Raw genomic sequence first — 25,870 nt, forward strand, 5'->3', positions numbered from 1 at the left:
CGACGCGCATTAGCGACGCCAATGAGCGACGCGAATGAGCGGAGCTACCGGTTCAGGCCGTCAGGCGCCGAACCGCCGCCTTGATGGAGGTGCGCAACCGCTCCCGGTCTGCGTCCTCGTCACCGATGATGATCCGCCGCATCTGCGGCACGGCCGTCGACCAGCCTGCCAGCGCGACCACCATGAAGAGCAGATGGGCCGCGGGGATCTCGTCGCCGATGACGCCACGGGCCTGGGCGTCGGCGAGGACGGCGACCTTGCTGTCGTAGTGGTCGCGACGCTCCCGCTCGTCGGGGAGCTCGTCCGTGCCGTACTCGATGCCCTCCCAGAAGAGCAGGCGCAGCAGCTCGGGATGGGCGGCGTGGTAATCCATCAGCCGGTCCATCCAGCCGTCCATGTCGTCGGCGTCGACGGGGTTGGCGACGGCCATCTCCAGCATGCGCGCCTCGAGGACCTGCGTGAACAGCTCCGCCTTGTTGCCGAAATAGGCATAGATGAGCTGCTTGTTGGCTTTCGCCTGACTCGCGATGCGATCGATACGGGCGCCCGCGATGCCGTACCGGGCGAACTCGGCGACTGCCGCTTCGAAGATCCGCGCCTTGGTGGCCTCGGGGTCTCTCACTGCCATGCGCACAGGGTAGGCCACCCCGTTCGGGTAACCAACTGGTTGGTTGCTTGACAGGGCGGCTCACGCAGGCGCAGACTTTTTCCAACCAACCAGTTGGTTGCCATATTTGCTCGCCGCAGTTGATTGCCGCATGTGATCGCCACATTCGTCGCGGAGACGCCAAGGAGCACAGCCCGCTCATGCCTTCAGCACGACCAACGTCCCCGGCCCTCCCCACATCTACGTCCACATCCATACCCGCAGCCACGTCTACGTCCACGCCCGCTCGGGAGGCCGCCGATGCGGCGAACGCGGCGGGTGCCGCCCCGCACCCCCTTCCCGTCCCGCACGGCGTCTTCCTCGGGCTCATCGCGGTCTGCACCGCGGTGACGGCCGCCAACATCTATCTGGCCGCGCCGCTGCTCCCCCTGATCGCCCACGACTTCGGGTCCACCCCGTCGGCGGTCGCGTGGATCGCGTCAGTGGCCCAGTTCGGATACGCGGCAGGACTGCTCTTCTTCGCCCCGCTCGGTGACAGGGTGAACCGCCGCAGGATCGTCGCCGTGCTCTCCCTCGTCGCGGCGGTGGCGCTCGCTTCGGGCGCGGCCGCCTCGGGGCCCACCGTGCTCGCCGCCGCCGTCCTGGTGGCCTCCGCGGCGACGGTCGTGCCACAGCTGCTCGTGCCGCTGGTCGCCGAGCGGGCGCCCGCGCACCGGCGGGCCAGCCATGTCGCGGCGGTCATAGCCGGTCTCTTCACGGGGGTCGTCGCCGCCCGCGTGCTCGGCGCCGTCGTCGGCCAGGCCTTCGGCTGGCGGTACGTCTTCGTGGGCGCCGCCGTCCTCACCGCGCTGCTCGGTCTGGCCTCCGCCGCCGTGCTGCCCGCCGAGCACCGCCGCCGGACGGGCCCGCTCTTCGCCGGTCTCGCCCGACTGCCCGGCGTGGTGCGCAGCTCCGCCGACCTGCGGCGGGCCTGCATCCGTCAGGCCGGGATGTACGGGGCGTGGAGCGCGCTGTGGACGTCTCTGGCCCTGCTGCTCACCGAGAGCGGCGACGACGGGTACGGCATGACGACCGCCACCGCGGGCCTCTTCGGGCTCTTCGGCCTCGCGGCCGCCGTCGTGGCGCCGCTCGCGGGCGGCCTCGTCGACCGTTTCGGCGCGGCCAAGGTCGTCTCGTACGCGTACGGCGCCGCCGCCGTCTCCGTGCCGCTCTTCTGGCTGGGCGGCGGCGCCCTGTGGGCCCTGTGCGCGGCGGCGATCGTCCTGCACATGGCGCTGGTCGCAAGCCACATCGCCAACCAGACCCTGGCGCTGACGACCACCTCCACCCCGGCGGTCGCCAACACCGCCTATGTGGTGGCCGGTTTCGCGGGCGGCGCGCTGGCATCGGCCTTCGCGGGCACCGCGTTCACCCACTGGGGGTGGGCGGGCGTGTGCGCGGTCTCCGGCCTCTGGCTCGCGCTCGGCTGGGCGACGGCGGCGATACCGTCCCGGCGGGGACGCGTCAGAGCTTCGTGACGTCCAGCTCGCCATCCGCGTACTGCCTGCGCAGCACCTTCTTGTCGAACTTGCCGACGCTGGTCTTCGGGACCGCGGGAATGATCGCCCAGCGCTCGGGGAGCTGCCACTTGGCGATGGTGCCGGCGAGGAAGTCGCGGAGGGTGGCGTAGTCGGCGGTCGCGTTCTCCTTCAGCACGACCGTGGCGAGCGGGCGTTCGCCCCACTTCTCGTCGGGGACGGCCACGACCGCGGCCTCGGCGACGTCCGGGTGCGCCATGAGGGCGTTCTCCAGGTCGACCGACGAGATCCACTCGCCGCCCGACTTGATGACGTCCTTGGCCCGGTCGGTGAGGGTCAGGAAACCGTCCGCGGTGATCACGCCGACGTCGCCCGTCTTCAGCCAGCCGTCCTCGCTGAACTTGTCCTCGGGCCTGAGGGCTTCGCCGCCCGCACCACCGAAGTAGGAGCCCGCGATCCAGGGGCCGCGCACCTCGAGCTCACCGGCCGACTCGCCGTCCCACGGCAGGTGTTCGCCGCCGGGGCCGACCAGCCTGGCCTCGACCGAGGCGGGGAACCGGCCCTGCGTGAGCCGGTAGCCGAACTCCTCGTCGGTGCCGACGGCGTGGGCCGGCGGGCGGGCGACGGTGCCGAGCGGGGACGTCTCCGTCATGCCCCAGGCGTGGCAGACCCGCATGCCGAGGCGGTCGAAGGCCTCCATCAGGGCGGGCGGACAGGCCGAACCGCCGATGGTGACCTGGCCGAGCGAGCTGACGTCGCGCGGCTTCGCGGTGAGCTCGGCGAGCAGGCCCTGCCAGATGGTGGGCACGGCGGCCGCGTGAGTGGGACGCTCCGCCTCGATCATCTCGGCGAGCGGGGCGGGCTGCAGGAAGCGGTCCGGCATCAGCATGTTCACGCCGGTCATGAAGGTGGCGTGGGGCAGGCCCCAGGCGTTGACGTGGAACTGCGGGACGACGACGAGTGAGAGGTCGGCGTCCGTGAGGCCCATCGACTGCGCCATGTTGACCTGCATGGAGTGGAGGTAGATGGAGCGGTGGGAGTAGACGACGCCCTTGGGTTCGCCGGTGGTGCCGGAGGTGTAGCACATGGCGGCCGCGGCGCGCTCGTCCAGCTCGGGCCAGTCGTAGGCGGTGGGCCTGTCGGCGATGAGCTGCTCGTACTCGTGCACCTGGACGCGGGCGTCCGCAAGCAGGGAGCGGTCGCCGGGGCCCGAGACCACCAGGTGTTCGACGGTCGTCAGCTGCGGAAGGAGCGGCGCGAGGAGGCCGAGGAGGGAGCCGTTGACGATGATGACGCGGTCGGCCGCGTGGTTGACGATCCACGTCAGCTGGTCCGCGGGCAGCCGCAGATTGAGGGTGTGCAGGATGGCGCCCATACAGGGCACCGCGAAGTAGGCCTCGACGTGTTCGGCGTTGTTCCACATGAAGGTGGCGACGCGCTCGTCGTCCGTGACGCCGAGCTCCTCGCGCAGGGCGTGGGCGAGCTGGGCCGTGCGCTCACCGAGCTCGCGGAAATTGCGCCGCTGCGGGGCACCCTCGCCGGTCCAGGTCGTGACCTGCGATGTTCCGTGCACGGTCATGCCGTGCCGGAGGATGCGGGTGACGGTCAGCGGTACGTCCTGCATCGTGCTCAGCACGGCGTCCTCCTGGGGCGACATCGCCTACGCGGCAGTAAGGGCTGCGCTGATTCTGCGCGCATACCGCTTGGTATGTCACTACTCCAGGGGATGATCGATCATCGGGCCCGTTCCAGCCGTGTTCCGGCCGCGTTCCATCTGCCCTCAAGTTCAGCGGACGGGCGTGAGCTCCGGGTCCTCACGGAGCTTGCCGAGCGCACGCGACACCGCGCTCTTGACCGTGCCGATGGACACTCCGAGCACCTCGGCGGTCTGCGCCTCGCTGAGGTCCTCGTAATACCTGAGGACGACCATCGCCCGCTGCCGGGCCGGCAGCTTCATGATCGCGCGCCACATCGCGTCACGGAGCACCTGCTGCTCGGCCGGGTCCCCGGCCGGCGCCACCTCGGGCTCCGGCAGCTCGTCGCACGCGAACTCGTCGACCTTCCGCTTGCGCCACTGCGACGTACGCGTGTTCAGCAGCGCCCGGCGCACATAGCCGTCGAGCGCACGGTGGTCCTCGATCCGGTCCCACGCGACATACGTCTTGGTGAGCGCGGTCTGCAGCAGGTCCTCGGCATCGCTCGGATTCGCGGTCAGCGAGCGGGCGGTGCGCAGCAGCACGGACTGGCGTGCCCGTACGTAGGATGCGAACGACGGGTACGAGTTGGGCCCGTTGGCCCGTGTCGGACCTGGGCGCCGCGTCGCGGCCTGCGATGCGCTGGTGCACACGGACACCATGGATGCGGTCATGGCTCCACGCTAGAAGCGCCCCCTACTTCTGCGGATCGGCCGCAGGTCCCGAAGCGGTGTCCGCCTCAGGTTGTACGAGTGGGGTTGCCCCCACCTCCTACAGGTGGAGGCGGCGGAGCGCCCCTCTGAGGGTTCACCCCCGAGAGCCGCCCCGGCGCATCCTGTCCCCGAGCAGCGACTGGCCCAGCGGGTGGCTGGCCCAGCGGGTGGCTGGGCCAGCCGGTGACCCAGGGGCGGTCTAGCTGATGCGTGCCACGGGGGCGTGCACGTAATTGCGGTCGATCGTCAGCGTGCGCCCGCCGTGCCGCTCCTTCACGTTCCCCGCGTACTGGTGGATACGCCGGGCCGGACGCCATGCCTGGCTGCTCAGCATGGGCTCCCCGTACAGGGACGGCTTGGTGTGCCAGCGCGCGAACCACATCACCGACGGCAGATCCCGCACGCCGGCCCGCCGCGCCAACTCCATGTGGCGCACTCCGGCGTTGGCGCTGCTGTAGAACCCGGGGACGTAGCCGTGCCTGCGCACCTCGCGGTCCCAGGACCTGATGAAGGAGAGCGTGGTGTTGGCGCAGCTCTTCTTGCGGTAGGTGTACGCCTCCATGTCCAGGTAGAGGGGGCTCTGCCGCTGGATGCCGACGGCCTTCGCCGCGCGTACCGCGTCGCGTCCCTCGTTCCTCCCCCGGCCCGCGGGGTTCCGTCCGATGCTCACGTGCTTCTTGTTCTTCGCGACGACGCACGGCGACTGCGAGCCCACGTACACCGGGAGGACCCGCCAGCCCATCCTCTTCATCGCGCGCATCCAGCCGTGGTTCAGCTGTGACTGGTTCTTGCAAGCCCGGCCGCGGCCCGCGTAGTAGGTGGCGACGGCGCCGTAGCTGGACCGTTTCCAGCGCCGCATGGTGTCGGTGGACGGAGTGATGCAGGTGTCGAAGGCACGGCCTCGGAAGATCGACCTCTTGGCGGCCGCCTGCGCGCCCGGCCGGGCCGCGCCACTCGCGGTGCCTACGGTGCCCGCAGGGCCTACGGTGCCTGCGGTGCCTGTGGGGTGGTCGGCGGCGACGCCCGGGGGCGACGCCGACAGGTCCGCGGTCAGGGCGGTCAGGACCAGGGCCAGTCCAATGATCAGCTTTCTCAGACGCATAAGGCGAGGGAACGTTCCGAGCCGCGCGACAGACCGGGGACACGCGCTGCGTTCAGCCGTCTGCCCCCAGAATCAGCCCCGATGTGGGGACACCCGTGCCCGCCGTCACCACAATGCGCGCGGCGTCGGGTATCTGGTTCACGGATGTGCCGCGCACCTGCCGGACGGCCTCCGCTATGCCGTTCATGCCGTGCAGATAGGCCTCACCCAGCTGGCCGCCGTGCGTGTTCAGGGGGAGTAGCTCCTCGGCGACGAAGCCCGTGGCCTCACCGGGCGGGCAGAACCCGAACTCCTCCAGCTGCATCAGCACGAACGGGGTGAAGTGGTCGTAGAGGATCCCGACGTCGATGTCGGCCGGAGCCAGCCCCGAGGTCCGCCACAGCTGACGCGCCACCACCCCCATCTCGGGCAGCCCGCTCAGGTCGTCGCGGTAGAAGCTGGTCATCTGTTCCTGCGCCCGGCCCGCCCCCTGGGCCGCCGCCGCGATGACGGCGGGCGGGCGGGGCAGGTCACGGGCCCGCTCCACGCTCGTCACCACGATCGCCTGGCCGCCGTCCGTCTCCTGGCAGCAGTCCAGGAGACGCAGCGGCTCGACGATCCAGCGCGACGCGGCGTGGTCCTCCAGCGTGATCGGTTTGCCGTGGAAGTACGCCGCGGGGTTGGTGGCCGCGTACTTCCTGTCCATGACGGCCACGTGACCGAAGGCGTCCGGCGTGAGCCCGTACGCGTGGAGGTAGCGCTGGGCTGCCATCGCCACCCAGGAGGCGGGGGTGAGCAGGCCGTACGGCAGGGACCAGCCGAGCGCGGCGCCCTCGGCGGAGGGTTCGCGCCGCTGGACCCCGGAGCCGAACCTGCGGCCCGAGCGTTCGTTGAACGCGCGGTAGCAGACGACGACCTCGGCGACCCCCGTCGCCACCGCGAGCGCCGCCTGCTGGACGGTGGCGCAGGCCGCCCCGCCGCCGTAGTGGACGCGGGAGAAGAAGGACAGCTCGCCGATGCCCGCCGCCTGGGCGACGGTGATCTCCGGGTTGGTGTCCATGGTGAACGTGACCATGCCGTCGACGTCGGCGGGGGTCAGTCCGGCGTCGTCGAGCGCGGCGCCCACCGCCTCGACGGCCAGCTTGAGCTCACTGCGTCCGGAGTCCTTGGAGAACTCCGTCGCCCCGATGCCGACGATCGCGGCCTTGCCGCCGAGACTGTCGCGCCGTCGGACACTCATGCGGCACCTCCCGCGGGGACGGCCGGGGGGACCGTCACCGTGACCGTGCCGGTGACGTGGTTGCCGATGCCGTTGACCCCGACGACCCTGACGGTGACCGTCTCGCCCACGGAGTCCACGGAGCCCACGGAGCCCACGGAGCCCTCAGAGCCCTCAGAGCCCTCAGAGCCCTCAGACGAGGGCTCGACCCGCTCGACGGTCCCCGTCAACACCATCGTGTCGCCCGGATAGTTGGGCGCCCCGAGGCGGATCGCCACCTTGCACAGGACGGCGGTGGGGCCGAAGTGGTCGGTGATGTACCGGCCGACAAGCCCGTTCGTGGTGAGGATGTTCATGAAGATGTCGGGGGAGCCCTTGGCGCGCGCCAGCTCGGCGTCGTGGTGCACGTCCTGATAGTCGCGGGACGCGATGGCGCCGGAGACGATCAGTGTGCGAGTGATCGGAATCTCCAGCGGAGCCATCTCTTCGCCCTGTGTCATGTCGACCTCTCCCTGGCAATCAACTCGCCCAGCTCCTCCAGGACCTCGCTGCCGCAGCCCAGATACGCGTCCAGCTGCCGTCCCCACAGGAAGTGCCGGTGGACGGGGTGGTCTAGGTCGGCACCCATGCCGCCGTGCAGGTGCTGGACCGCGTGCACGACGCGGGTGCCCGCCTCCGACGCCCACCAGGCGGCGGTGAGCGCATGCGTGGCGTACGGGAGGTCTGCGTCGCGGCGCCAGGCCGCCTCGTAGGCCGTGACTCTGATCGCCTCCGTGTCCATATGGGCGTCGGCGGCGCGCAGTTGGACGCCCTGCTTGGCGGCGAGGGGGCGACCGAACTGCTCCCGCTCGTTCGTGTGGGCCACCGCGCGGGCCAGTGCCCCCGCGCACACTCCGGCCTGCAGCCCTGCGAAGGCGGTGCGGGCGCCGGCCCGTACGTCCTCGTACGCGGCGGGACCGCCGAGGCGCTCCCCGGGGGCCCGGTCCAGGACGAGCCGCCCCGCCGCCCAGGGCGCGGTCAGCTCGACCGGCTCCACCCGCGCGTCGGCCACCCGCACCAGCCACAGGCTCCGGTCGCCCGCCGCCACCAGAACGTGCGTCGCGTCCCGCAGCCAGGGCACCCATGGCACCGTGCCGCTCAGCAACCCGTCCGGTGTCCCCTCGGCCGCGTCCATGGACACCTCGGCCGCGTCCATGGACACCTCGGCCGCGTCCATGGACACCTCGACCCCGCCCCGGCCCCGCAACGCCCCCGTCGCGACCGCGCTCCCCCGCCGCAGCGCGGGCAACAGGCGTTCCCGCTGCTCCGACGTGCCGTGCACGGCCACCGCGAGCAGCCCGTAGACACAGCTCGCCGCGAACGGCACCTGGGCCGTGACCCGCCCCTGCTCCTCCAGGAGCAGCACGAGGCCGAGCAGCCCGATGTCCTCCACCGCACCCGGCAGCCCCGCCGCACACAGCGAACTCCATAGCTCGGCGTCCGAACCCGTCCCCGCCGCCGCGAGCCGCTCCGGGGTGGCCAGGTCGGCGAAGATCTCCCCGGCGAGACCCCGCGCGGCCGCCTGCTCCTCCGTAGGCGTGAAGTCCATGTCAGCCCGCACCTCCCGCCGCGTCCACGGCCCGGAACATCGGCAGCTCCAACTCCGCGTCTACTCGCCGGAATTCGAGCCGCACCGGCATCCCGATGCGCACCTTGCCGTACGGCACCCCGGTGATGTTGCTGACGATCCGCACGCCTTCCGCCAGCTCGACGAGACCCACGGCGTAGGGCGGGTCGAAGGCCGGGAAGGGTGGGTGGTGCATCACGACGTACGAATAGACCGTGCCCTCGCCGCTCGCCTCGACCGTGTCCCACTCGGGCAACCCGCAGGCGTTGCAGCCCGGGAGCCAGGGGAAGCGGAGTTCGCCGCAACCGGTGCAGCGCTGGATCAGCAGGCGGTGATCGGCGACACCGGCCCAGAATCCGGCGTTGTCGCGATTGACGACAGGGCGGGGCCGCTCACCCTTCGGCCGCTCGCTCTTCGGCCGCTCGCCCTTCAGCCGCTCACCCTTCAGCCGCTCACCCTTCGTCCGCTCGTCCTTCAGCCGCTCACCCTTCGGCCGTTGCCTCGCCGGGGCGTACTTGAGGATGCGGAAGCGGTGGGTCCCGACGAGGTCGTCGCCGACGCGCACGTCCATTCGCGTCGTGACGAAGTGGCCCGTCCCCAGCTTGGTCGTCTTGCGCTCCGAGACCGACTCGATCATGGAGTCGTAGGTGATCTCGTCGCCGGGACGCAGTGCCCGCAGATACTCCTGCTCGCAATCCGTGGCGACCACCGAGGTGTACCCCGCGCCGTCGAGCAGCGCGAACAGCTCGTCGTGGGCGCGGAAGCGGCCGCCGTTCGCGGAGAGGCCGCCCATCGTCCAGGCCTGCAGCATCGTCGCCGGTGCGACCGGATCCGCGCCCCCGTACGCGGGGCCGATGTCGCCCATCGCCTCGCACCAGTGCCTGATCATCGGCCGGTTGACCGGGTCCTTGCCGCGCCCCGCCTCCTCCGCCGCCCTGCCCTCGAACGCCTTCAACTCCTCGTACGCGATGTCCTTCACCGCGCCCTTCCCTGCTTCCGTCACCGCGTCCTTCACCGCATCGGCCACCGCGTCCGTCACCGCGTCCTTCACCGCATCCGTCACCGCCGCCCCCTCCGCATCCCGAGCCGCATCGTCGCGACGATCTCGCGCTGCACCTCGCTCACCCCGCCCCCGAATGTGTTGATCTGCGCGGCCCTGTTCATCCGCTCCAGCTCGCCGTCCCCGAACCCGCCCGGCGACCCGGCCCGGACCAGCCCCGCATCTCCGGCGATCTCCTGGCACATCCGGTACACCGCCACGGCCGATTCGGTCCCCATGAACTTCACGCCGCTCGCGTCGCCCGGCGTCAACGCGCCCGCGCCCACATCGCCCACCAGACGCCAGCTGAGCAGTCGCGTCGCCGCCAACCTGGCATGCACCTCGGCCAGCCTCGACCGCACCCACGGCGCGTCGATCCGGCGCTCGCCCGTCACCGGATCGGGCGTCCGCGTGGCGTCCAGAGCCGCCGCGTAGCAGTCCTCCGCCTGCATGCCGATCGCCGCGAGGGCCACCCGCTCGTGGTTGAGCTGGTTGGTGATGAGGCCCCAGCCGCCGTTCTCCTCGCCGACGAGGTTGGTGGCGGGCACCCGGATCCCGTCGTAGTAGGTCGCCGTCGTCGTCAGGCCGCCCACCGTCTCGATCGGCGTCCAGGAGAAGCCGGGGTCGTCGGTCGGTACGAGCAGGATCGAGATGCCCTGGTGCTTGGGGGCGTCGGGGTCGGTGCGGCAGGCGAGCCAGATCCAGTCGGCGTTCTGCGCGTTCGAGGTGAAGATCTTCTGCCCGTCGATCACCCAGGCGTCACCGCCGCCCCCATGACCTACCCCATGGCCGCCGCCCCCGCCACCGCCCCCGCTCCCGCCCCCATTTCCGCCCCCGCCCCCGGTGTCGCGCACCGCCCTGGTCCGCAGTGACGCGAGATCCGTTCCGGCGGAAGGCTCGCTGTAGCCGATCGCGAAGACGAGCTCACCGCTGAGGATGCGGGGCAGGAAGGCAGCCTTCTGCTCCTCCGTGCCGTACTTCATGAGCGTCGGTCCGACGGTGTTCAGGGTGACCATCGAGACGGGCGCGCCCGCGCGGTAGGCCTCGTCGAAGAAGACGAACTGCTCGTCGGCGCCGCGCCCTTGGCCTCCGTACTCGATGGGCCAGCCGAGGCCGAGCATCCCGTCGGCGCCGATGCGCCGCAGCAGGCGACGCTGAGCCGCCCCGTCCGCCCCGTCCGCCCCGTCCGCCCCGTCCGCCCCGTCCGACCCGTCCGACCCACCCGACCTGCCCGACCCACCCGACCTGCCCGACCCACCGCCCGCTCCTCCGCCCACTCCGCCACCCGCCCCGCCGGGCGGCCCATCGGGCATCACGTCACGGAAATACGCGCGCAGTTCGGCGCGGAGTCGGCGCTGGCGTTCGGTGGGGGCGAGGTGCACGGTGGCGGCCTCTCCGTCTCGTGTCCATCTCGTACCGACAAGGGTTTCTGACTGTCCGTCAGATACCGTGCCGATGTCAAGAGATCGCCCACCGCATCAAGAGACCACCCACCCGACCGCGCGCGTACGCACCCCGCCCCCGGAGCCGGACCGACCCCTGAACACGCCTGTGCGGCGGCGCCGAAGCACCGCCGCACAGGACGTCACACCCCACAGACCAGGCCCCTCGGAGTCGTCCCGAGCGGCTCCAAGGGGCTACCGGCTCACCAGAGTTCGGTGAAGTTGACCGCGATGTTCTCGTTCTCCTGGTCGAGGGCCGTGAACGCGGAGCCGTTCACCTGGGCGGTGTTGCTCTGGTTGGAGGCGCCGTTGCCGACGGCCTGCTGCTGCGTCGTGGACGAGTTGCCGCTGTTGTTGTGGCCGACGCCGCTGCCGTTCACAGTCGCTACGCCCGCATTCGATCCGTTGTTCGCGAAGGCCCCGTTGTCGGCCATCGCGACGCCCGAGAAGAGTGCCGCAGCCAGCGGTACGGCAGCAGCGGCGGCGATGATGCGGGCGGTACGGATGCTTGCCATGTCAATTCCTCCAGAGCAGGAGGCACACACCGGCTGACAGCCGGGCGTGCCCGAAGTGCGGCTTTCCCAAGGCAGTTGGCCGACCGTCTTGGCGTTCCGTGCGGCGTCGCGACTCCAGAGTTGCCCACCGAATCCCCGGCGAACCACCCTGGAAGCCTCAATTCCCCCGCAAGCGTGATGACATGCCGATAAACGCGCCGTGCGCCCCCTGAGTCCGGGCCGAGCCCGGGCCGATCCCGCGCGACCCCCGCCGGACCGCGGTTCGCGTCAGGCGCCGCACGGGGCGAAGCGTTCCGGCAGGGCTCCACACCGAGGCCCGCCCGAGGGGGCGCCGCCCCTCCGAAAGCGCACCACCCCCGCCATCTCCGGGCCATCCCCCCTTCCCTTCTTCGAACGTGTGTACGAACATGGAGTCATGGCCCCCATCGACCGCCATGCCGCCGAGCACCCCGCCACCGGGAATCCCGCCACCGGACACCCCACCACCGGGAATCCGACCACCGGACATCCCGCCGCCGAACCCGCCACCGCCCGCAACACCCCTGGCAACACCCCCGACCGCCGGGCCGGCACCCTCGCGCTCGCCCACGCCCTGTCCGCCGCCGAGCGCGGCCTCGCGGTCATCCCGCTGTCCCGCACCAAGCTCCCCGCCCTGCGCTCCCCCCACCACGAAGATCCCCACCCGGCCGTCTGCCACGGCGAATGCGGCCGCCTCGGACACGGCGTCCACGACGCGTCGACCGATCCGCAGCGCATCCGGGCACTCTTCGCCGCCGCCCCCTGGGCCACCGGTTACGGCATCGCCTGCGGCCTGCCGCCGCACCACCTGATCGGCATCGACCTGGACACCAAGTCCGGTACGGACGCTCCGGCGGCCCTGCGCGAACTGGCCCTGCGCCACCTCTTCACGATCCCCGACACCGTCGTCGTGACGACGCCGAGCGGCGGCCGCCACCTCTGGCTGGCGGGCCCGGTCGGCACCGTGGTCCCCAACTCGGCGGGCCGGCTCGCACCCGGCATCGACATCCGGGGCGCGGGCGGCTACCTCGTCGGCCCCGGATCCCGAACCGAACACGGCGTCTACGGCACCGTCCCCGGCACCGCCCACCTGCCGCCCGCGCCCTGTCCGCCCGCACTGCTTCGCCTGCTGGCGCCCCCACCGCACGCCCCCGACCGGTCGTCCCACCAGTCGTCCCACCAACCGCCCCACCCGGCCGGGCACCCCGCTGCGGAGGCCCAACGCGGCCAGGGCCTTGTCCAGTTCGTGCTCGCGGCGCACGAGGGCCAGCGCAACACCCGCCTCTTCTGGGCGGCCTGCCGTGCCTACGAGAACGGCATCGGCGAGGCCCTGGCCCCGCAGCTCACCGACGCCGCCCTCCGCGTCGGCCTCACCGAGCGCGAGGCTCACTCGACGATCGCCTCGGCGGCACGCCTGACGGGACACGCCTGACGGGACATGCCAGACAGGACATGCCGGACAGGGCGGCATGCCCCGAATGGGGGGCAAGAACGTGTCCGAGGGCGCGGCCAGGCGTTGGTCACGCGGGCGCCCGACAGGTGTGCTGCTCCTCTGCCGGAGCGACGTCGCGTCGTGGCCCGGCGGGGCGCCTTTCGACTGGCACGTACTCAAGGAGAAACAAGCATGTCCGCAATGAAGAAGACCACCGCAGTCGTGCTGGGCACCGGTGCCCTCATCATGGGTGGCGCCGGCCTCGCCAGCGCCGACTCCGGCGCTCAGGGTGCCGCCCTGAACTCCCCGGGCGTCATCTCGGGCAACACCATCCAGGCCCCGATCCACATCCCGGTCAACGTCTGCGGCAACACCATCAACGTCATCGGCCTGCTCAACCCGGCCTTCGGCAACACCTGCGTCAACGACTGACCGGACACAGCACGCCGTAAGGGGTCACAGCCCGCCCCACACGGCCCCGGCCGAGCGCGCCACCGCCCTTCCTTCCGGTGGCGCGCTCGCGCGTTCCACGCGGTCGGTCGGACAGGGGCCCTCGTAATCCCAGGGGCCCTCGTAATCCGCTGTACGAAGGGCCCCGAGATGTCATAGCATGGTCAGGCTTCTGCTCCGGAGGTCTCGGCAGCAGTCGCCGGAGTTCCTGTTCCTTCTGCGTCGATCTTGAGGTGACGTCCTATCAACCAGGCCATGTAGTCGTCCGCGTTCCCCGCGTGCTGATTTGTCGCACGTGTCCGGGGCGGACGTCGCGCTGGTCTGAGTTGCGTCACCCCCGCAGTTTTCTGTCTTTCCCCGGGTGCAGCTCTGCCGTCTGCCCCGGGTTCCGTGTTTTCCGGCCCCGGTGCGGCTTTCGGCAGGGCTCCCCGATTCCTTTGGATCAGGAGTTCCCGTCGTGTCTTCCTCCGCGCTCGACAACGAGCCGCAGAACACCACCCAGTCCCCAACCCGCCCAGCACCTGGATTGTCGAAGATGGGCTTGGCCGCCTGGATCGCCCTCTTGGTGCTGCTGGGCGCCGAGCTGATGGACATGATCGACCAGTCGGTCGTCCTCACCGCTCTGCCCGCCATCCAGGAGTCGACCGGCGCCGGACCGGACGCGGTGCAGTGGCTGACCACCGGCTATTCACTGCCCATCGCCGTCGGGCTCATCACCGGCGGACGCCTCGGCGACCTCTACGGTCGGCGCAGGATCCTCCTCATCGGCACCGTCGCGTTCACCACGGCCTCGCTGCTGTGCGGCCTTGCCGCCGGGCCAGGTGTGCTGATCGGCGCCCGCGGGCTCCAGGGCGCGGGAGTGGCCCTGATGATCCCGCAGATCCTGGCCACCCTCCATGTCACCTTCGAGGGGCAGAACCGCAGCAAGGTGTTCGGCCTGTACGGGGCCGTCATGTCGCTCGCCAATGTCCTGGGCCCGGTGATGGGCGGTCTGCTGACCGAGGCGGACCTGTTCGGGCTGTCCTGGCGGCCGATCTTCCTGGTCAACGTGCCTGTCGGCCTCGCAGTGATCCTTCTGGGACGCAGGTTCATCCCCGAGTCGACCGTGAAGAAGGCCGACCGGCTTGACCTCACCGGCATGCTGCTGTCCGCGCTGGCCATCGTCCTGATCGTATTCCCGCTCACCGAGGGTCACCTGCATCACTGGCCGCTGTGGTGCTTCGCCCTGCTCGCCGCGGGCGTTCTCGTCCTCGGCGTCTTCCTGCGCCACCAGCGGCGCAAGCAGGGCAACGCACCCCTCGTGGCCCTGTCCCTCTTCCGGAGTCGGCAGTTCTCCGGCGGCATGGCCGCGCAGCTGATGCACGGCCTGCTGTGCGGGCTGTTCTTCATGACCTGGACGCTCTACCTCCAGCGCGGACTGGGCATGAGCCCCTTCCACGCGGCCCTGGCCTTCGTGCTGCTCTCCCTCGGAGAGCTGGCCGGTGCGACGATCGTGGCGAAGAGCGGCGGGCGCTTCGCCCGTCGGCTGCCGCAGGCGGGAGCTCTCGTCGCGCTCGCCTCGATGGCTGCCTACGGGCTCCAGGTCGACGCAGGCCAGGCGGACTTGACCCTGCTGGCGATGACCGCTCCGGTGGTACTGGTCGGGTTCGGCCTCGGCATGGTCGGCGGCCCGCTCGCCGACATGTCGTTGGCGCGAGTCCCGCATGAGGACGCCGGGTCGGCCTCTGGCCTGTTCAACACCGTCATGCACCTGGGCATCGCCCTCGGTACCGCGCTGACCGCCCTGGTGTTCTTCGCCACCACTGACGGCTCGCTCGACGCCGGGCTCAACCGCGACGCGTTCATCACCGTGCTGTGGTGGGTCGGCAGCCTTCTCGCCCTGCTGTGGGCCCTGATGTTCTGCCTGCCCAAGCGGGCGAACAGCCCGGCCGATTGCTGATTCACTCCGCGGCCCGCGCCTCACGAGGTTCCCGACGGTATCGGGGACCTTGTGAGGCGCTCCGGGACAGCCGCGATTCAGGGTGAGACACGCCTGCACGAAAAAGGGTGCCTCTCATGGAGAGACACCCTTCTGAACTGCTACTTCGCTGACCTGCAAGCGGTGGGTGTGGGATTTGAACCCACGGTGGCGTGAACCACGACGGTTTTCAAGACCGTTCCCTTAGGCCGCTCGGGCAACCCACCCCGCGCCGTCCACGGAAACGGAATCCGGACGGCGCGAGGACAAGACTAGCGGGTCAGCTGTCGCCCTTGCGCTGGCCCAGGGTCACGTCGACCGTGTGCTCCTTGCCGTCGCGCTCGTAGGTGATCTTGACGGTGTCGCCCGGCTTGTGTGTCCAGATCTGGCCGATCAGGGTCGGGCCGCTGTCGACCGCCATGTCGTCCAGCTTCGTGATGACGTCGCCGGGCTTGAGGCCCGCCTTGTCCGCCGGGCCGTTCGGGGTGACCGGTTCCGTATTGCCCGCGCCCTGTCGGCTGATGGTCGCGCCGCTGCCCTCCTGCTGCAGGGAGACCGAGGCACCGATCACCGGGTAGACCGGCCGACCGGTCTTGATCAGTTGCTGGGCCACCTGCTTGGCCTGGTTGACCGGGATCGCGAAGCCCAGGCCGATGGAGCCGGACTGGCCACCGCCGCCGCCGAGACCGCCGCCGCTCTCGGCGGGCTTGATCGCGGAGTTGATGCCGATGACCGCACCGCGCGCGTCGAGCAGCGGGCCGCCGGAGTTGCCGGGGTTGATGGACGCGTCGGTCTGCAACGCGCTCATGTACGAGCTCTTGCCGCTCTGGCCGCCGTCGCTGGAGGTCACCGGGCGGTTCTTGGCGCTGATGATGCCGGTGGTGACGGTGTTCGACAGGCCGAAGGGCGCGCCGATCGCGATGGTCGAGTCGCCGACGGCCACGCGGTCGGAGTTGCCGAGGGCGAGCGGCTTCAGGCCCTCGGGCGCGTTCTTGAGCTTGATGACCGCCACGTCATAGCCCTCGGCGCGGCCGACGACCTCGGCGGCGTACTTCTTGCCGTTCGAGAACGTCACCTGGAGCTTGCCGCCCTCCGCGGCCGACGCCACCACGTGGTTGTTGGTGAGGATGTGGCCCTGCTTGTCGTAGACGAAGCCGGTACCCGTGCCGCCCTCGCCGCCGCCGCTCTGGGCCTCGATGGTCACGACGCTCGGCAGCGCGTCGTTGGCGGTCTTGGCGACGGAGCCGGGCTCGCGCTTGAGGTCGCCGGGGGTGTCCGCGGCGGAGACCGTCGTGGAACCCGTGTCGTCGTCGTTCCGCTCGGCCGCCCAGTAGCCGACGCCGCCGCCGATGCCGCCCGCGATCAGGGCGGCGGCGAGCACCGCGGCGACCAGGCCGCCGCGCCGGCCGCCGGGCTTCGGCTCCTGCGGGTGGTACGACGCGCCCCAGCCGGATCCGGAACCGCCGCCTGTGGCGTACGAGGGCACGGCGGGCGGCGGCGGAGGCGGCCAGTTCCCGGCGCCGGGGGCCTGCCCGGGAGCGTGCCCCGAGGCCTGCCCGGGAGCGGTCTCGTGGGGGGCCTGCGGAGCCCCCGCGTAGGCCGGGGCGGGCGCGTGCTCGGGGGCGTGGCCCGGAGCGGAGTGCGCCCCCTCGTAACCCGGCTGCCCGGCGGGCGGGATGGCACCCGTCGAAGCCGGAGCCGCGGCAGCGGAGTCGGCGGGAACAGCGGGAGCGTCCACCGGCGCAGGGGGCGCGGACGGGGCCTTGGGTACCTCGTTGCCCTCGTTCTCGGTGCTCACAGCTCTTCTCCTCGGTCCATGCTGTCGTTGCGTGCGTTCTCGGTCACGGCCTGGCGGTGCCGACTGTGCGTCAGTCGTCTCTGTACGAGTCATCTCTGTTCGAGTCGTCTCCGTACAACTGTCTGCAGTCAGCTTTTCCCATGGGCTGTCAGGGCACCATAAGCCGAGCCTGTGTGTCCGGCGCTCCCGGAGGGTGCCGTCCGGCGAGCCGTCGAGTACCCCGTGATGGCACCATGACGCGGTGACCCTCGCACGACAGCACCAGATCCAGGTCGTCGCCCACCGCGGAGCCTCCGAAGACGCTCCCGAGCACACGCTGGCCGCGTACAAGAAGGCGGTCGAGGACGGTGCCGACGCCCTCGAATGCGATGTACGGCTCACCGCCGACGGGCACCTCGTGTGTGTCCATGACCGGCGCGTCAACCGTACGTCGAACGGCCGCGGGGCCGTCTCCGCCCTCGAACTCGCCGATCTCGCCGCCCTGGACTTCGGGTCCTGGAAGAAGCAGCACGGCGAGGCCGACGAGGGACCCGACTGGGAGGGCTCCGCGGGCGAGGCCACGTCCGTCCTGACCCTGGAGCGGCTCCTTGAGCTGGTGGCCGAAAGTAATGCTTCGGGGCGCCGGGTGCGGCTGGCGATCGAGACCAAACACCCCACGCGCTGGGCGGGCCAGGTCGAGGAGCGGCTGTTTCTGCTGTTGAAGCGCTTCGGTCTGGACGCCCCCTCCCGCGAGGCCGACTCGCCGATCCGGGTCATGAGCTTCTCCGCCCGTTCGCTGCACCGCGTGCGGGCCGCGTCGCCGACGCTGCCGACCGTCTATCTGATGCAGTTCGTCTCGCCGCGCCACCGTGACGGACGCCTTCCCGAGGGCGTCCGCATCGCAGGCCCGGGCATGCGGATCCTGCGCAACCATCCCGGCTACGTGGCCAAGCTGAAACGCGCGGGACACCAGGTGCACGTGTGGACAGTGGACGAGCCGGAGGACGTCGAACTCTGCGCCGAACTGGGTGTCGACGCGATCATCACCAACCGCCCCAAGCAGGTTCTGTCCCAACTGGATCGTCTGGGACTCCGTTAACTCCGGTTACAGGGTGTGCACCGGCGCGTTCGGTCCGTATTCGATCGTTACGAGTGCGTCACCGGACGGGGTTTGGCCGGTTTCCGGTCCAGTCCATTGGGGCATCCACACCGTGGCGTGGGGCAAAGGAGGTCTCGGGGGTGGCGTTGGTGGTGGCACGGGAGGTGCCCACGTCGTCGAGCATGGCCGTTCCCCATGGCCCTGCGGGCGTGGGGGAAGCGAGACGCCGTATGCGCAATCAACTGCGCATGAGCGGGGTCCCGGATTCGGTGGTCGACGATGCCGTACTGATCCTGTCGGAGTTGCTCAGCAACGCCTGTCGGCACGGCAGGCCGCTGGGCCGCGGCATGGTCGGCGACGGTGATGTACGAGCGGCCTGGCACATCGATCGGCAGGGCCGCCTGACGGTCGAGGTGACGGACGGCGGCGGACCGACCCGCCCGGCCCCGGCCACTCCGTCGGTCACGGCGCACGGCGGCCGCGGGCTCAACATCATCACGGCGCTCTCCGACACCTGGGGAGTCCGCGACGACGTGCACGGCGAGGTCACCGTGTGGGTCATCCTTCAAGCGGGGCACCATCGCGAGGATTTCGCTACGCGCGTCGCCGCGCCGACACCGTCCGCGATATCCGAACTCGCCTTCGCCGACCCCTTCGACGACCTGGACTGACCTCGACCGGCCGGGCCGCGAACCGGACCGTTGACCGGGCCGCGCACCGACCCGCGTACGGGCAGCCGTCCCAGCACGCGTCCCGACGGCCCCCGTGCCAACGGCTAGGCTCGCGCCCGTACGCAAGAGAGCCGTAGCCGGGAGACACCCAAGATGGCCAAGAAGCGCCCCCAGACCAAGGGCAAGTCGCAGCAGCCGCAGCTCAAGGACGGGGAGATGCCTGTCGTCGGCGCCCGTGAGCCCTGCCCCTGCGGCTCGGGCCGCCGGTACAAGGCATGTCACGGCCGGGCCGCCGCCCACGCGGTGACCGAGCTGGTGCAGCGCCCCTTCGAGGGCCTGCCCGGCGAGTGCGACTGGGTCGCGCTGCGCGAACTGGTCCCCGCCGCCACGGTCGAGCTGCCCCTCAAGGCCGGGCTCCCCGAGGGCGTCCCCTCGGTCTCCCTCGCCACCGTGCTGCCGATGGCCTGGCCCGCGCTGCGCCGCGACGACGGCTCGGTCCTGCTCGGCCTGCAGAACGACACCTCGTCCGGCGACATCAGCCGCGACCTGGCCGACACCCTGCAGCGCGCCCTGGAGGCCGAGCCGGGTACGCCGGTGAAGGGCCGCCGCGCCCCCGCCGACGGCCCGCGGCTACAGGATCTGCTCGACCCCGCAGGCACGTTCGAGCCGGTCGTGCACGCCGGCTTCGAGTTCTGGGTGCCGGACGCGGAGAACGCGACGCCGGAGGTCTCCGCCTCCCTGGAGCGGGCGAACGACGCCGCCATCCCGACCGTGAAGCTGACCGGCGTGGACGCCGCGTACTGGTGCGAGACGCCGGACAAGAACCACCTGCGCTGGGTCATGCCGCACCCCGAGGAGCAGCTCCTTGACGCCCTTGCCCGGCTGCACGCGGCCGGTACGTCGAGCCTCGGCGAAGGCACCCGGCTCGTCGGCTCCTTCCGCGCGCACGGCCTGACCGTGCCCGTGTGGGACCTGCCGAGCGAGGTCGGCGCCGCGGACATCGAGAAGCCGGCGGCGGAGTTCGCCGAGCGGCTCGCGGCGGCGCTCGCCTCGGACGCCCCGCTGACCCCGGACGAGCGCCGGGCGCGCGGTGGCCTCACCAACCGCCAGGTCACGCTCAGCTGAAGCAGTGTGCGGGGTCGTGCGGGGTCGTGCGGGGTCGTGCGGGTTGTGCCGGGCCCTGCCGTACCACTGACGCGTCAGTCAGTCGGTGCGGCAGGGGAGGAATGGGTGACTCCTGTCACAACTACCCGTAGGCGCAAGTAAATCCCTGTCCGGATAACTGGGATCGAATTTGCCAAGAGCCGATCTCTTGTTACCGTTCAGGTAGCCCGGTTGCTGGTGCATCCCCCGTCGCCAGCAACCGGGCCTTTGCGTGCCCGCAAGCCGGTTCAGGGCTCAACTGCCCTGCGGTGACGCGGAGTTGCTCCCTGAGCGCAGCAACAGCCCGCCCGACTCACCCGCCGCGTACTCCGCCACCGCCGAGTACGCCGCCGCTTCGCCCACCGACCGCTCGCGCGGAGTCTCGCAGGTCGCCGGTTCGTCCCCCGCACCCACCGCACAGTGCATCTGCACGGTGTGCGCGCCGGGTCCCATCAGGGTCAGTACGGCGGTCAGCTCCTCGCCGGTGGCATTGCGGTAATAGGTACGCGCCCAGGTGTCGCGCCCCAGCGTCAGGACGCACGTCTGCGCTTCGACGCCGTCGGGCGAGGAGACTTCGGGGCCGCAGTGGGCGGCGGTGGTGGCGCCGAGACCCGCGAGCAACGAGGGCTCCCGTCCTGCCGCCGCCGGCCGACGCGGCTCCGAAGGGGCGTTCGAAGGGGCGGGGAGGGGCGACTTCGCGTCACCGTCGCCCACCGGCCCCGCGGATGCGCCGGCGAGCGGCAGGAGAACCGTGAGGGCCGCGACGCCCAGGAGCACGATCAGGCGGGGTTGCATGAGCCGAAGATAACGACAGTGGGCGCGCGGCCCGGTCGCCGCGCGCCCAATTCCCCTACAACTCGGGCGCGCTCACACCCGTACGAGTGAGGGCGTCCACGACGGCGTCCACCACCGCTTCGACGTCCGGCACCCAGGGGGCGGCGGAGCCGGGCAGCGGCGCACGCTCCCAGCGGACCTGCCCCTGTCCCGTCCCGGAGGGCGGCAGCGCGAGATAGCCGCCCTCTCCGTGGAAGCGCAAGGAGCCGGGGACGTAGGCCTTCGTATAGAGGAGCTCGCCCAACTGGGCCATGGAGTACGGCGCCACGAGGATGTGGAGCCTGGCTTCGGTGGCGACCACCGGGCCGAGCCTGATGCCCGCCTCGTCGAGTGCGGCGAGGGCGCGCACGCCCGCGTCCACGGGGAGGCTCACGGCGCACGGGGCGCTGTCCCCGGTGGCGAGCACGACGGGTGCGCCGGGTCGGTTGGTCCACCACCAGCGGACCATCCGCTCGTCGGTGGTGGCGGCGAGGAGGCCGGGGTCGAGGGGGTGCGCGCCCGGTACCGCGCAGTCGGGGTCGGGGCAGGCGCACCGGCTGCCGTCGCGCCGGTCGAGGGCGACTCCCGGCAGTACGGGCCACCGCCATGCGGTCGCGAAGGTCAGAGCCGCGCCGAGCTGTCCGGCGCTCCGGCCGGGCTTTCTTCCGATTCGCCAGGACAGGAGCCTGCGTCGCCTTCCGAGGATCTCGCGCATGAGCGCTCGTTCCTTTCCGTTGCACGCCGGCGTTAGCCGGGGAGACTGCGGGCCACATCACACCATGTGTGGATCTCTTCGCTGTACGTACGAGCTGGCACATCCGACCCCAGCCTGCGGCATGGGGAACCACTCTGAACCGAGCGTTGACGTGGCGTGGGGTGGCGGCGCCTGGCGTTTGCCGTCCCGCGATATTGCTTGCCGCCTCCGCCACGGGAGGATGGGGCACGGTCGTCGTGAGTTAGGACGCCCGGGTTCTTGGTCAGGTTCCGGACGGGTCCCAACTGCCCCTGGCCATCACTGAGTACGTACCCAGCGCGACCACTGCAACGCTTTACCGAACAACGTCAGTCGACCCCAATATGCCCTAACCCGGCGCTGTTTTCAGCCATCTTTTCAAGATCTTTTTCAAGTCACGCAATTCCCTCGGACACCAGGAATCCCAGCAGGACAATGCTGGACATCCCCTCATCAGTGCGTGTACATCTGGAGGCACTGCTAGCGGCGCAGAATGACATGGGGGTTTGCGATGCTATTGAGCATTACGCACCGGCCGGAAAGCCGTCAGCCATGAACGCCCCGCACCTTCCGAAAGTGGCCGGAATCGATTCCACAGTTCCGCCACCGGCCCACACTGTCGCGCCCACCGCGCAAGCCACGCCCGCCACGGCACCCCCGCAGGACACCTCCCTGCCGTGCGCACCGGGAGCCGTGCTCCAGGACCGCCTCGCGGGCTGGGTCTCCGACCTCACCACGCTCCACGAACTCACCGAGCGGATCGCCCGCACAGCCACCCTCGACGACGCCCTGCACGAGCTCCTGCGCGCCGGTGCCGCACTGGTGGGAGCCCGGCGCGGACTCGCCGTCGTGGAGCCCGGCGACGGGCTCGGCCCCGACACCACCGTCGGCCTCGGCCTCGACCGCGCCGACCTCGGGCACCTCGAGACGGTGCCGCGCGACGCCACCGCGTACGGCAGGATCCTCGACGCCGCGGAGGGCCGGCCGGGCGGTGTGCCGGACGAGATCGCACAGCCCGATCTGCTAGCCGACGACAGCCTCGACCCGCGCCACCGCGAGGTGGCCGCCCGCCTCGGCTACGCCGCGAGCTACGCCCTGCCCCTGGCCACTGGGACGGCGGGCCGGATCGGCGCCGCGGTCTGGCTGTACGACGAGCCCGCCGAACCGGCCGAGCGCCGCCGCCACCTCGTCGGGCTCTACACCCGCCACGCCACCGAGCACGTGGCGCGGCTGATCGAGCTGGACCGCGCCCGCGCGGCCGACGCCACCCTGCGCGAGGAGCTCATGCCCTCGCGGCTGCCCCGGATCGCCGGGGTGCAGCTCGCCGCCCGGCACCGCACGGGCCCGCGCGGCGGCGGCGACTGGCACGACGCGCTGCCGCTGCCCGACGCGGCGCTCGGACTCGCGGTCGGGTCCGTGACCGGCTCGGGGCCCAGCGCCGTGGCCGCGATGGGACGGCTGCGCGCCTCCCTGCGGGCGTACGCCGTGATGGAGGGCGAGGACCCGGTCGCCGTCCTCTCCGACCTGGAGCTGCTGCTGCGGCTTACCGAGCCCGCGCGCTCGGCGACGGCCCTCTTCGCGTACTGCGAGCCCGCCCTGCGCAAGGTCGTCCTCGCCGGTGCCGGGCACAGCCCGCCGCTGATCATCGGCGAGCGGCGCACGGAGTTCGTGGAGACCTCCCTGTCCGCGCCGCTCGGGATGCTGGCCTGCTGGGAGGCGCCGAGCGTGGAGATCAGCCCGGAGCCCGGAGAAACGGTGCTTCTCTACACCGACGGCCTTCTGCACCGCACCGGCGACCCGATGGACCGGGCCTTCGCGCGGCTGCACGCGGCGGCGGCGAGCGTGCCGAGGAGCGTCAGGGACGACCCCGGAGCCATCGCCGACCACGTGCTGCGCACCGTCCTGCCGGACGGCCTCGACACGGCGGACAGCGACGAGGACGTGGTGGTGCTCGCGGCCCGCTTCGAGTGAGACGCCGGGCACGCGCGCGTGGAGACCTCTTCCGCGCTTCCTTGTGAGGCGCCGGGCACGCGCTTCTTCGTGAGGCGCCGGGCACGCTGTGTAAGAGGCCTTCCGGCCCTGAGCCCCCTTCCGTACGCCCGTACGATGGAGGACGGCCCAGTGTCGTACATAGGAGGCAGATCGTGTCGGAGGCGCTCAACCCGGCTGAACCCATTGCTGCTACCGCAGCGGGTGCGGACGAGACCGAAGAAGAGCCGATCAAGCAGCGCAAGAACGGCCTGTACCCGGGCGTTTCCGATGAGCTCGCCGAGAACATGCAGTCCGGCTGGGCCGACACCGAGCTGCACGACCTGCAGCCGATCGCGCAGGCCGAGCACACCGCCGCCCGCCGTGCCGCGCTCTCCGCGCGCTTCCCGGGCGAGCGTCTCGTCGTTCCCGCGGGCAACCTGAAGACGCGTTCGAACGACACCGAGTACGCCTTCCGGGCCTCCGTGGAGTACGCGTACCTCACGGGCAACCAGACCGAGGACGGCGTCCTGGTCATGGAGCCCACCGCGACCGGCCACGACGCCACCGTGTACCTGCTGCCGCGCTCCAACCGTGCGAACGGCGAGTTCTGGCTGGACGGCATGGGCGAGCTCTGGGTCGGCCGCCGGAACTCCCTCACCGAGGCCGAGAAGCTGTACGGCCTGCCCGCCTCCGACGTGCGCGAGCTCACCGACGCGCTGCGCGAGGCCACCGGGCCCGTCCGCGTCGTGCGCGGCCACGACGCCGGCATCGAGGCGGCCCTGACCGACAAGGTCACCGCCGAGCGCGACGAGGAGCTGCGCGTCTTCCTCTCCGAGGCCCGGCTGGTCAAGGACGCCTTCGAGATCGGCGAGCTGCAGAAGGCCTGCGACTCGACCGCCCGCGGCTTCGAGGACGTCGTGAAGGTCCTCGACAAGGCCGAGGCCACCAGCGAACGCTACATCGAGGGCACGTTCTTCCTGCGCGCCCGCGTCGAGGGCAACGACATCGGCTACGGCTCGATCTGCGCCGCGGGCCCGCACGCCACCACCCTGCACTGGGTGCGCAACGACGGAGCCGTGCGCTCCGGCGAGCTGCTGCTGCTCGACGCCGGTGTGGAGACGCACTCGTACTACACCGCGGACATCACGCGCACGCTGCCGATCAACGGCCGCTACACCGAGCTGCAGAAGAAGATCTACGACGCCGTGTACGAGGCCCAGGAGGCGGGCATCGCGGCCGTCAAGCCCGGCGCCAAGTTCCGCGACTTCCACGACGCCTCGCAGCGCGTGCTCGCCGAGAAGCTCGTCGAGTGGGGCCTCGTCGAGGGCCCGGTCGAGCGCGTCCTCGAACTCGGTCTGCAACGCCGCTGGACCCTGCACGGCACCGGCCACATGCTCGGCATGGACGTCCACGACTGCGCCGCCGCGCGCACCGAGGCGTACGTGAACGGCACGCTGGAGCCCGGCATGTGCCTGACCGTCGAGCCCGGCCTGTACTTCCAGGCGGACGACCTGACCGTGCCGGAGGAGTACCGCGGCATCGGCGTCCGGATCGAGGACGACATCCTCGTCACGGAGGACGGCAACAAGAACCTGTCGGCGGCTCTGCCGCGCACGTCCGACGATGTCGAGGCGTGGATGGCGCAGCTCAAGGGCTGAGCAGCTTCCTGCCGGACCGGGCCTCTTCTTTAAGAAGGGGCCCGGTTCTGCGTTTCCGGGTTGCCGGGCTGCCGGGTTGCCGGGTTGCCGGGTTGCCGGGGTTTCGGGGTTTCCGGGCTTGGGCGGGGCACGGCCTAGCGCTCGTCCTCGCCTGCCACCTTGGCGGTGCTCAGGGCGATGCGGTTCCAGGTGTTGATGGTGAAGATCAGGGCGAGGACGCGGGCCAGTTCCGGCGCGTCGAAGTGGCGGGCCGCCTCGGCGTAGACGTCGTCCGGCACGCCGCCACGGGAGACGAGCGTGACGGACTCGGTCAGGGCGAGGGCCGCCTGCTCCTTCGCCGTGAAGAAGCTCCTGGCCTCGCGCCACACGCCGATCATGTGCAGCCGCGCCTCGTCCTCACCGGCCTTGCGGGCGTCGGAGGTGTGCATGTGGAGGCAGTAGGCGCAGCCGTTGAGGAGCGAGGCGCGGATCTGGATCAGCTCGACCAGGACCGGGTCGAGGCCTTCGCGGGCGGCGGCGTCGAAGCCTATGAGGGCCTTGAACGCCTTGGGGGCGGACTTGGCGAAGTCGAGGCGGGGCGCGTGCTCGTGGGCCTGGACGGTCGTGGTGGCGGCGGTCTGCGGGATGTTCGCGCTGTTCGTGTTGTTCGTGTTGTTCGTGTTGTTCGTCATGACCATGAATCTACGGGCGGAAAAGACCTCGGGTAGGGTGCATT

23 protein-coding genes and 1 tRNA gene are annotated in these 25,870 nt (G+C 71.1%); 9 read left to right on the plus strand and 15 right to left on the minus strand.

Annotated features, from left to right (window positions below):
- Positions 1-52: 52 nt before the first annotated feature.
- Positions 53-628, minus strand: a complete 576-nt coding sequence (locus ABZ953_RS08605) for a TetR family transcriptional regulator (RefSeq protein ID WP_361718847.1) — start codon at positions 626-628, stop codon at positions 53-55.
- A gap of 179 nt (positions 629-807) precedes the next feature.
- On the opposite strand from ABZ953_RS08605, the gene ABZ953_RS08610 reads away from it, so the two are divergent.
- On the plus strand, positions 808-2,124 hold the full coding sequence (locus ABZ953_RS08610; RefSeq protein ID WP_361718850.1) for an MFS transporter: 1,317 nt from the start codon (positions 808-810) through the stop codon (positions 2,122-2,124).
- On the opposite strand, the gene ABZ953_RS08615 is transcribed toward ABZ953_RS08610, so the two are convergent.
- The 9 genes from ABZ953_RS08615 to ABZ953_RS08655 form a co-directional block, all read right to left on the minus strand.
- Complete coding sequence (locus ABZ953_RS08615) at positions 2,111-3,781, minus strand: long-chain fatty acid--CoA ligase (protein WP_361718853.1); 1,671 nt, start codon at positions 3,779-3,781, stop codon at positions 2,111-2,113. The genes ABZ953_RS08610 and ABZ953_RS08615 overlap by 14 nt on opposite strands.
- A 129-nt stretch (positions 3,782-3,910) precedes the next feature.
- Positions 3,911-4,492 carry a SigE family RNA polymerase sigma factor gene (locus ABZ953_RS08620; protein WP_361718856.1) on the minus strand — a complete coding sequence of 194 codons (582 nt, stop codon included), beginning with the start codon at positions 4,490-4,492 and terminating at the stop codon, positions 3,911-3,913.
- Positions 4,493-4,730: 238 nt separating this feature from the next.
- Positions 4,731-5,633, minus strand: coding sequence for a DUF1906 domain-containing protein (locus tag ABZ953_RS08625; RefSeq protein WP_361718859.1), 903 nt, complete (start codon positions 5,631-5,633; stop codon positions 4,731-4,733).
- Positions 5,634-5,685: 52 nt separating this feature from the next.
- The gene (locus ABZ953_RS08630; RefSeq protein WP_361718862.1) at positions 5,686-6,852 is read right to left on the minus strand and encodes a lipid-transfer protein; all 1,167 of its coding nucleotides are present in this window, start codon (positions 6,850-6,852) and stop codon (positions 5,686-5,688) included.
- A complete protein-coding gene (locus ABZ953_RS08635; RefSeq protein ID WP_361718865.1) occupies positions 6,849-7,331 on the minus strand; it encodes a MaoC/PaaZ C-terminal domain-containing protein in 483 nt (160 codons plus the stop codon). The genes ABZ953_RS08630 and ABZ953_RS08635 overlap by 4 nt, the downstream gene beginning before the upstream one ends.
- Complete coding sequence (locus tag ABZ953_RS08640; protein WP_361718868.1) at positions 7,328-8,419, minus strand: acyl-CoA dehydrogenase family protein; 1,092 nt, start codon at positions 8,417-8,419, stop codon at positions 7,328-7,330. Before ABZ953_RS08640 ends, ABZ953_RS08635 begins: the two co-directional genes overlap by 4 nt.
- Before the next feature lies 1 nt (position 8,420).
- Complete coding sequence (locus tag ABZ953_RS08645) at positions 8,421-9,440, minus strand: bifunctional MaoC family dehydratase N-terminal/OB-fold nucleic acid binding domain-containing protein (RefSeq protein WP_361719257.1); 1,020 nt, start codon at positions 9,438-9,440, stop codon at positions 8,421-8,423.
- Positions 9,441-9,496: 56 nt separating this feature from the next.
- A complete protein-coding gene (locus tag ABZ953_RS08650) occupies positions 9,497-10,858 on the minus strand; it encodes an acyl-CoA dehydrogenase family protein (protein WP_361718871.1) in 1,362 nt (453 codons plus the stop codon).
- Positions 10,859-11,121: 263 nt separating this feature from the next.
- Positions 11,122-11,433, minus strand: coding sequence for a hypothetical protein (locus ABZ953_RS08655; RefSeq protein WP_361718874.1), 312 nt, complete (start codon positions 11,431-11,433; stop codon positions 11,122-11,124).
- 415 nt (positions 11,434-11,848) lie between these two features.
- Here ABZ953_RS08655 and ABZ953_RS08660 point away from each other — a divergent pair, with 415 nt between their 5' ends.
- The 3 genes from ABZ953_RS08660 to ABZ953_RS08670 all read left to right on the plus strand — a co-directional run bounded on the left by ABZ953_RS08660 (position 11,849) and on the right by ABZ953_RS08670 (position 15,272).
- Complete coding sequence (locus ABZ953_RS08660; RefSeq protein ID WP_361718877.1) at positions 11,849-12,883, plus strand: bifunctional DNA primase/polymerase; 1,035 nt, start codon at positions 11,849-11,851, stop codon at positions 12,881-12,883.
- Between the two features lie 192 nt (positions 12,884-13,075).
- Entirely contained in the window at positions 13,076-13,315 is a 240-nt protein-coding gene (locus ABZ953_RS08665; protein WP_361718880.1) for a chaplin, read from the plus strand.
- Positions 13,316-13,790: 475 nt separating this feature from the next.
- Complete coding sequence (locus tag ABZ953_RS08670; RefSeq protein WP_361718883.1) at positions 13,791-15,272, plus strand: MFS transporter; 1,482 nt, start codon at positions 13,791-13,793, stop codon at positions 15,270-15,272.
- A gap of 160 nt (positions 15,273-15,432) precedes the next feature.
- Here ABZ953_RS08670 and ABZ953_RS08675 read toward each other — a convergent pair.
- Positions 15,433-15,517 (minus strand) — tRNA-Ser (locus ABZ953_RS08675).
- Positions 15,518-15,570: 53 nt separating this feature from the next.
- A complete protein-coding gene (locus ABZ953_RS08680) occupies positions 15,571-17,088 on the minus strand; it encodes a trypsin-like peptidase domain-containing protein (RefSeq protein ID WP_361718886.1) in 1,518 nt (505 codons plus the stop codon).
- A gap of 241 nt (positions 17,089-17,329) precedes the next feature.
- On the opposite strand from ABZ953_RS08680, the gene ABZ953_RS08685 reads away from it, so the two are divergent.
- From ABZ953_RS08685 to ABZ953_RS08695, 3 genes are all read left to right on the plus strand, one after another.
- Positions 17,330-18,166, plus strand: a complete 837-nt coding sequence (locus ABZ953_RS08685; protein ID WP_361718889.1) for a glycerophosphodiester phosphodiesterase — start codon at positions 17,330-17,332, stop codon at positions 18,164-18,166.
- A gap of 53 nt (positions 18,167-18,219) precedes the next feature.
- Positions 18,220-18,837 carry an ATP-binding protein gene (locus ABZ953_RS08690; RefSeq protein WP_361718892.1) on the plus strand — a complete coding sequence of 206 codons (618 nt, stop codon included), beginning with the start codon at positions 18,220-18,222 and terminating at the stop codon, positions 18,835-18,837.
- Between the two features lie 153 nt (positions 18,838-18,990).
- A complete protein-coding gene (locus ABZ953_RS08695) occupies positions 18,991-19,962 on the plus strand; it encodes a DUF5926 family protein (RefSeq protein WP_361718895.1) in 972 nt (323 codons plus the stop codon).
- A 273-nt stretch (positions 19,963-20,235) separates the two neighbouring features.
- Here the strand turns inward: ABZ953_RS08695 and ABZ953_RS08700 are convergent, their stop codons facing one another.
- Both ABZ953_RS08700 and ABZ953_RS08705 read right to left on the minus strand, forming a co-directional pair.
- Positions 20,236-20,775 (minus strand): hypothetical protein, encoded by a 540-nt coding sequence (locus ABZ953_RS08700; protein WP_361718898.1) that lies wholly within the window; start codon positions 20,773-20,775, stop codon positions 20,236-20,238.
- Positions 20,776-20,830: 55 nt separating this feature from the next.
- On the minus strand, positions 20,831-21,508 hold the full coding sequence (locus tag ABZ953_RS08705) for a bifunctional DNA primase/polymerase (protein WP_361718901.1): 678 nt from the start codon (positions 21,506-21,508) through the stop codon (positions 20,831-20,833).
- A 453-nt stretch (positions 21,509-21,961) separates the two neighbouring features.
- Here ABZ953_RS08705 and ABZ953_RS08710 point away from each other — a divergent pair, with 453 nt between their 5' ends.
- Positions 21,962-23,497, plus strand: a complete 1,536-nt coding sequence (locus ABZ953_RS08710; protein ID WP_361718904.1) for a PP2C family protein-serine/threonine phosphatase — start codon at positions 21,962-21,964, stop codon at positions 23,495-23,497.
- 203 nt (positions 23,498-23,700) lie between these two features.
- Positions 23,701-25,155, plus strand: a complete 1,455-nt coding sequence (locus tag ABZ953_RS08715) for an aminopeptidase P family protein (RefSeq protein WP_361719260.1) — start codon at positions 23,701-23,703, stop codon at positions 25,153-25,155.
- 134 nt (positions 25,156-25,289) lie between these two features.
- Here ABZ953_RS08715 and ABZ953_RS08720 read toward each other — a convergent pair whose 3' ends face one another.
- Positions 25,290-25,832, minus strand: a complete 543-nt coding sequence (locus tag ABZ953_RS08720; RefSeq protein ID WP_361718907.1) for a carboxymuconolactone decarboxylase family protein — start codon at positions 25,830-25,832, stop codon at positions 25,290-25,292.
- Positions 25,833-25,870: the final 38 nt, after the last annotated feature.

Origin of the sequence: Streptomyces sp. NPDC046465, assembly GCF_040646035.1 — a bacterium.
Classification (GTDB): Bacteria; Actinomycetota; Actinomycetes; order Streptomycetales; family Streptomycetaceae; genus Streptomyces.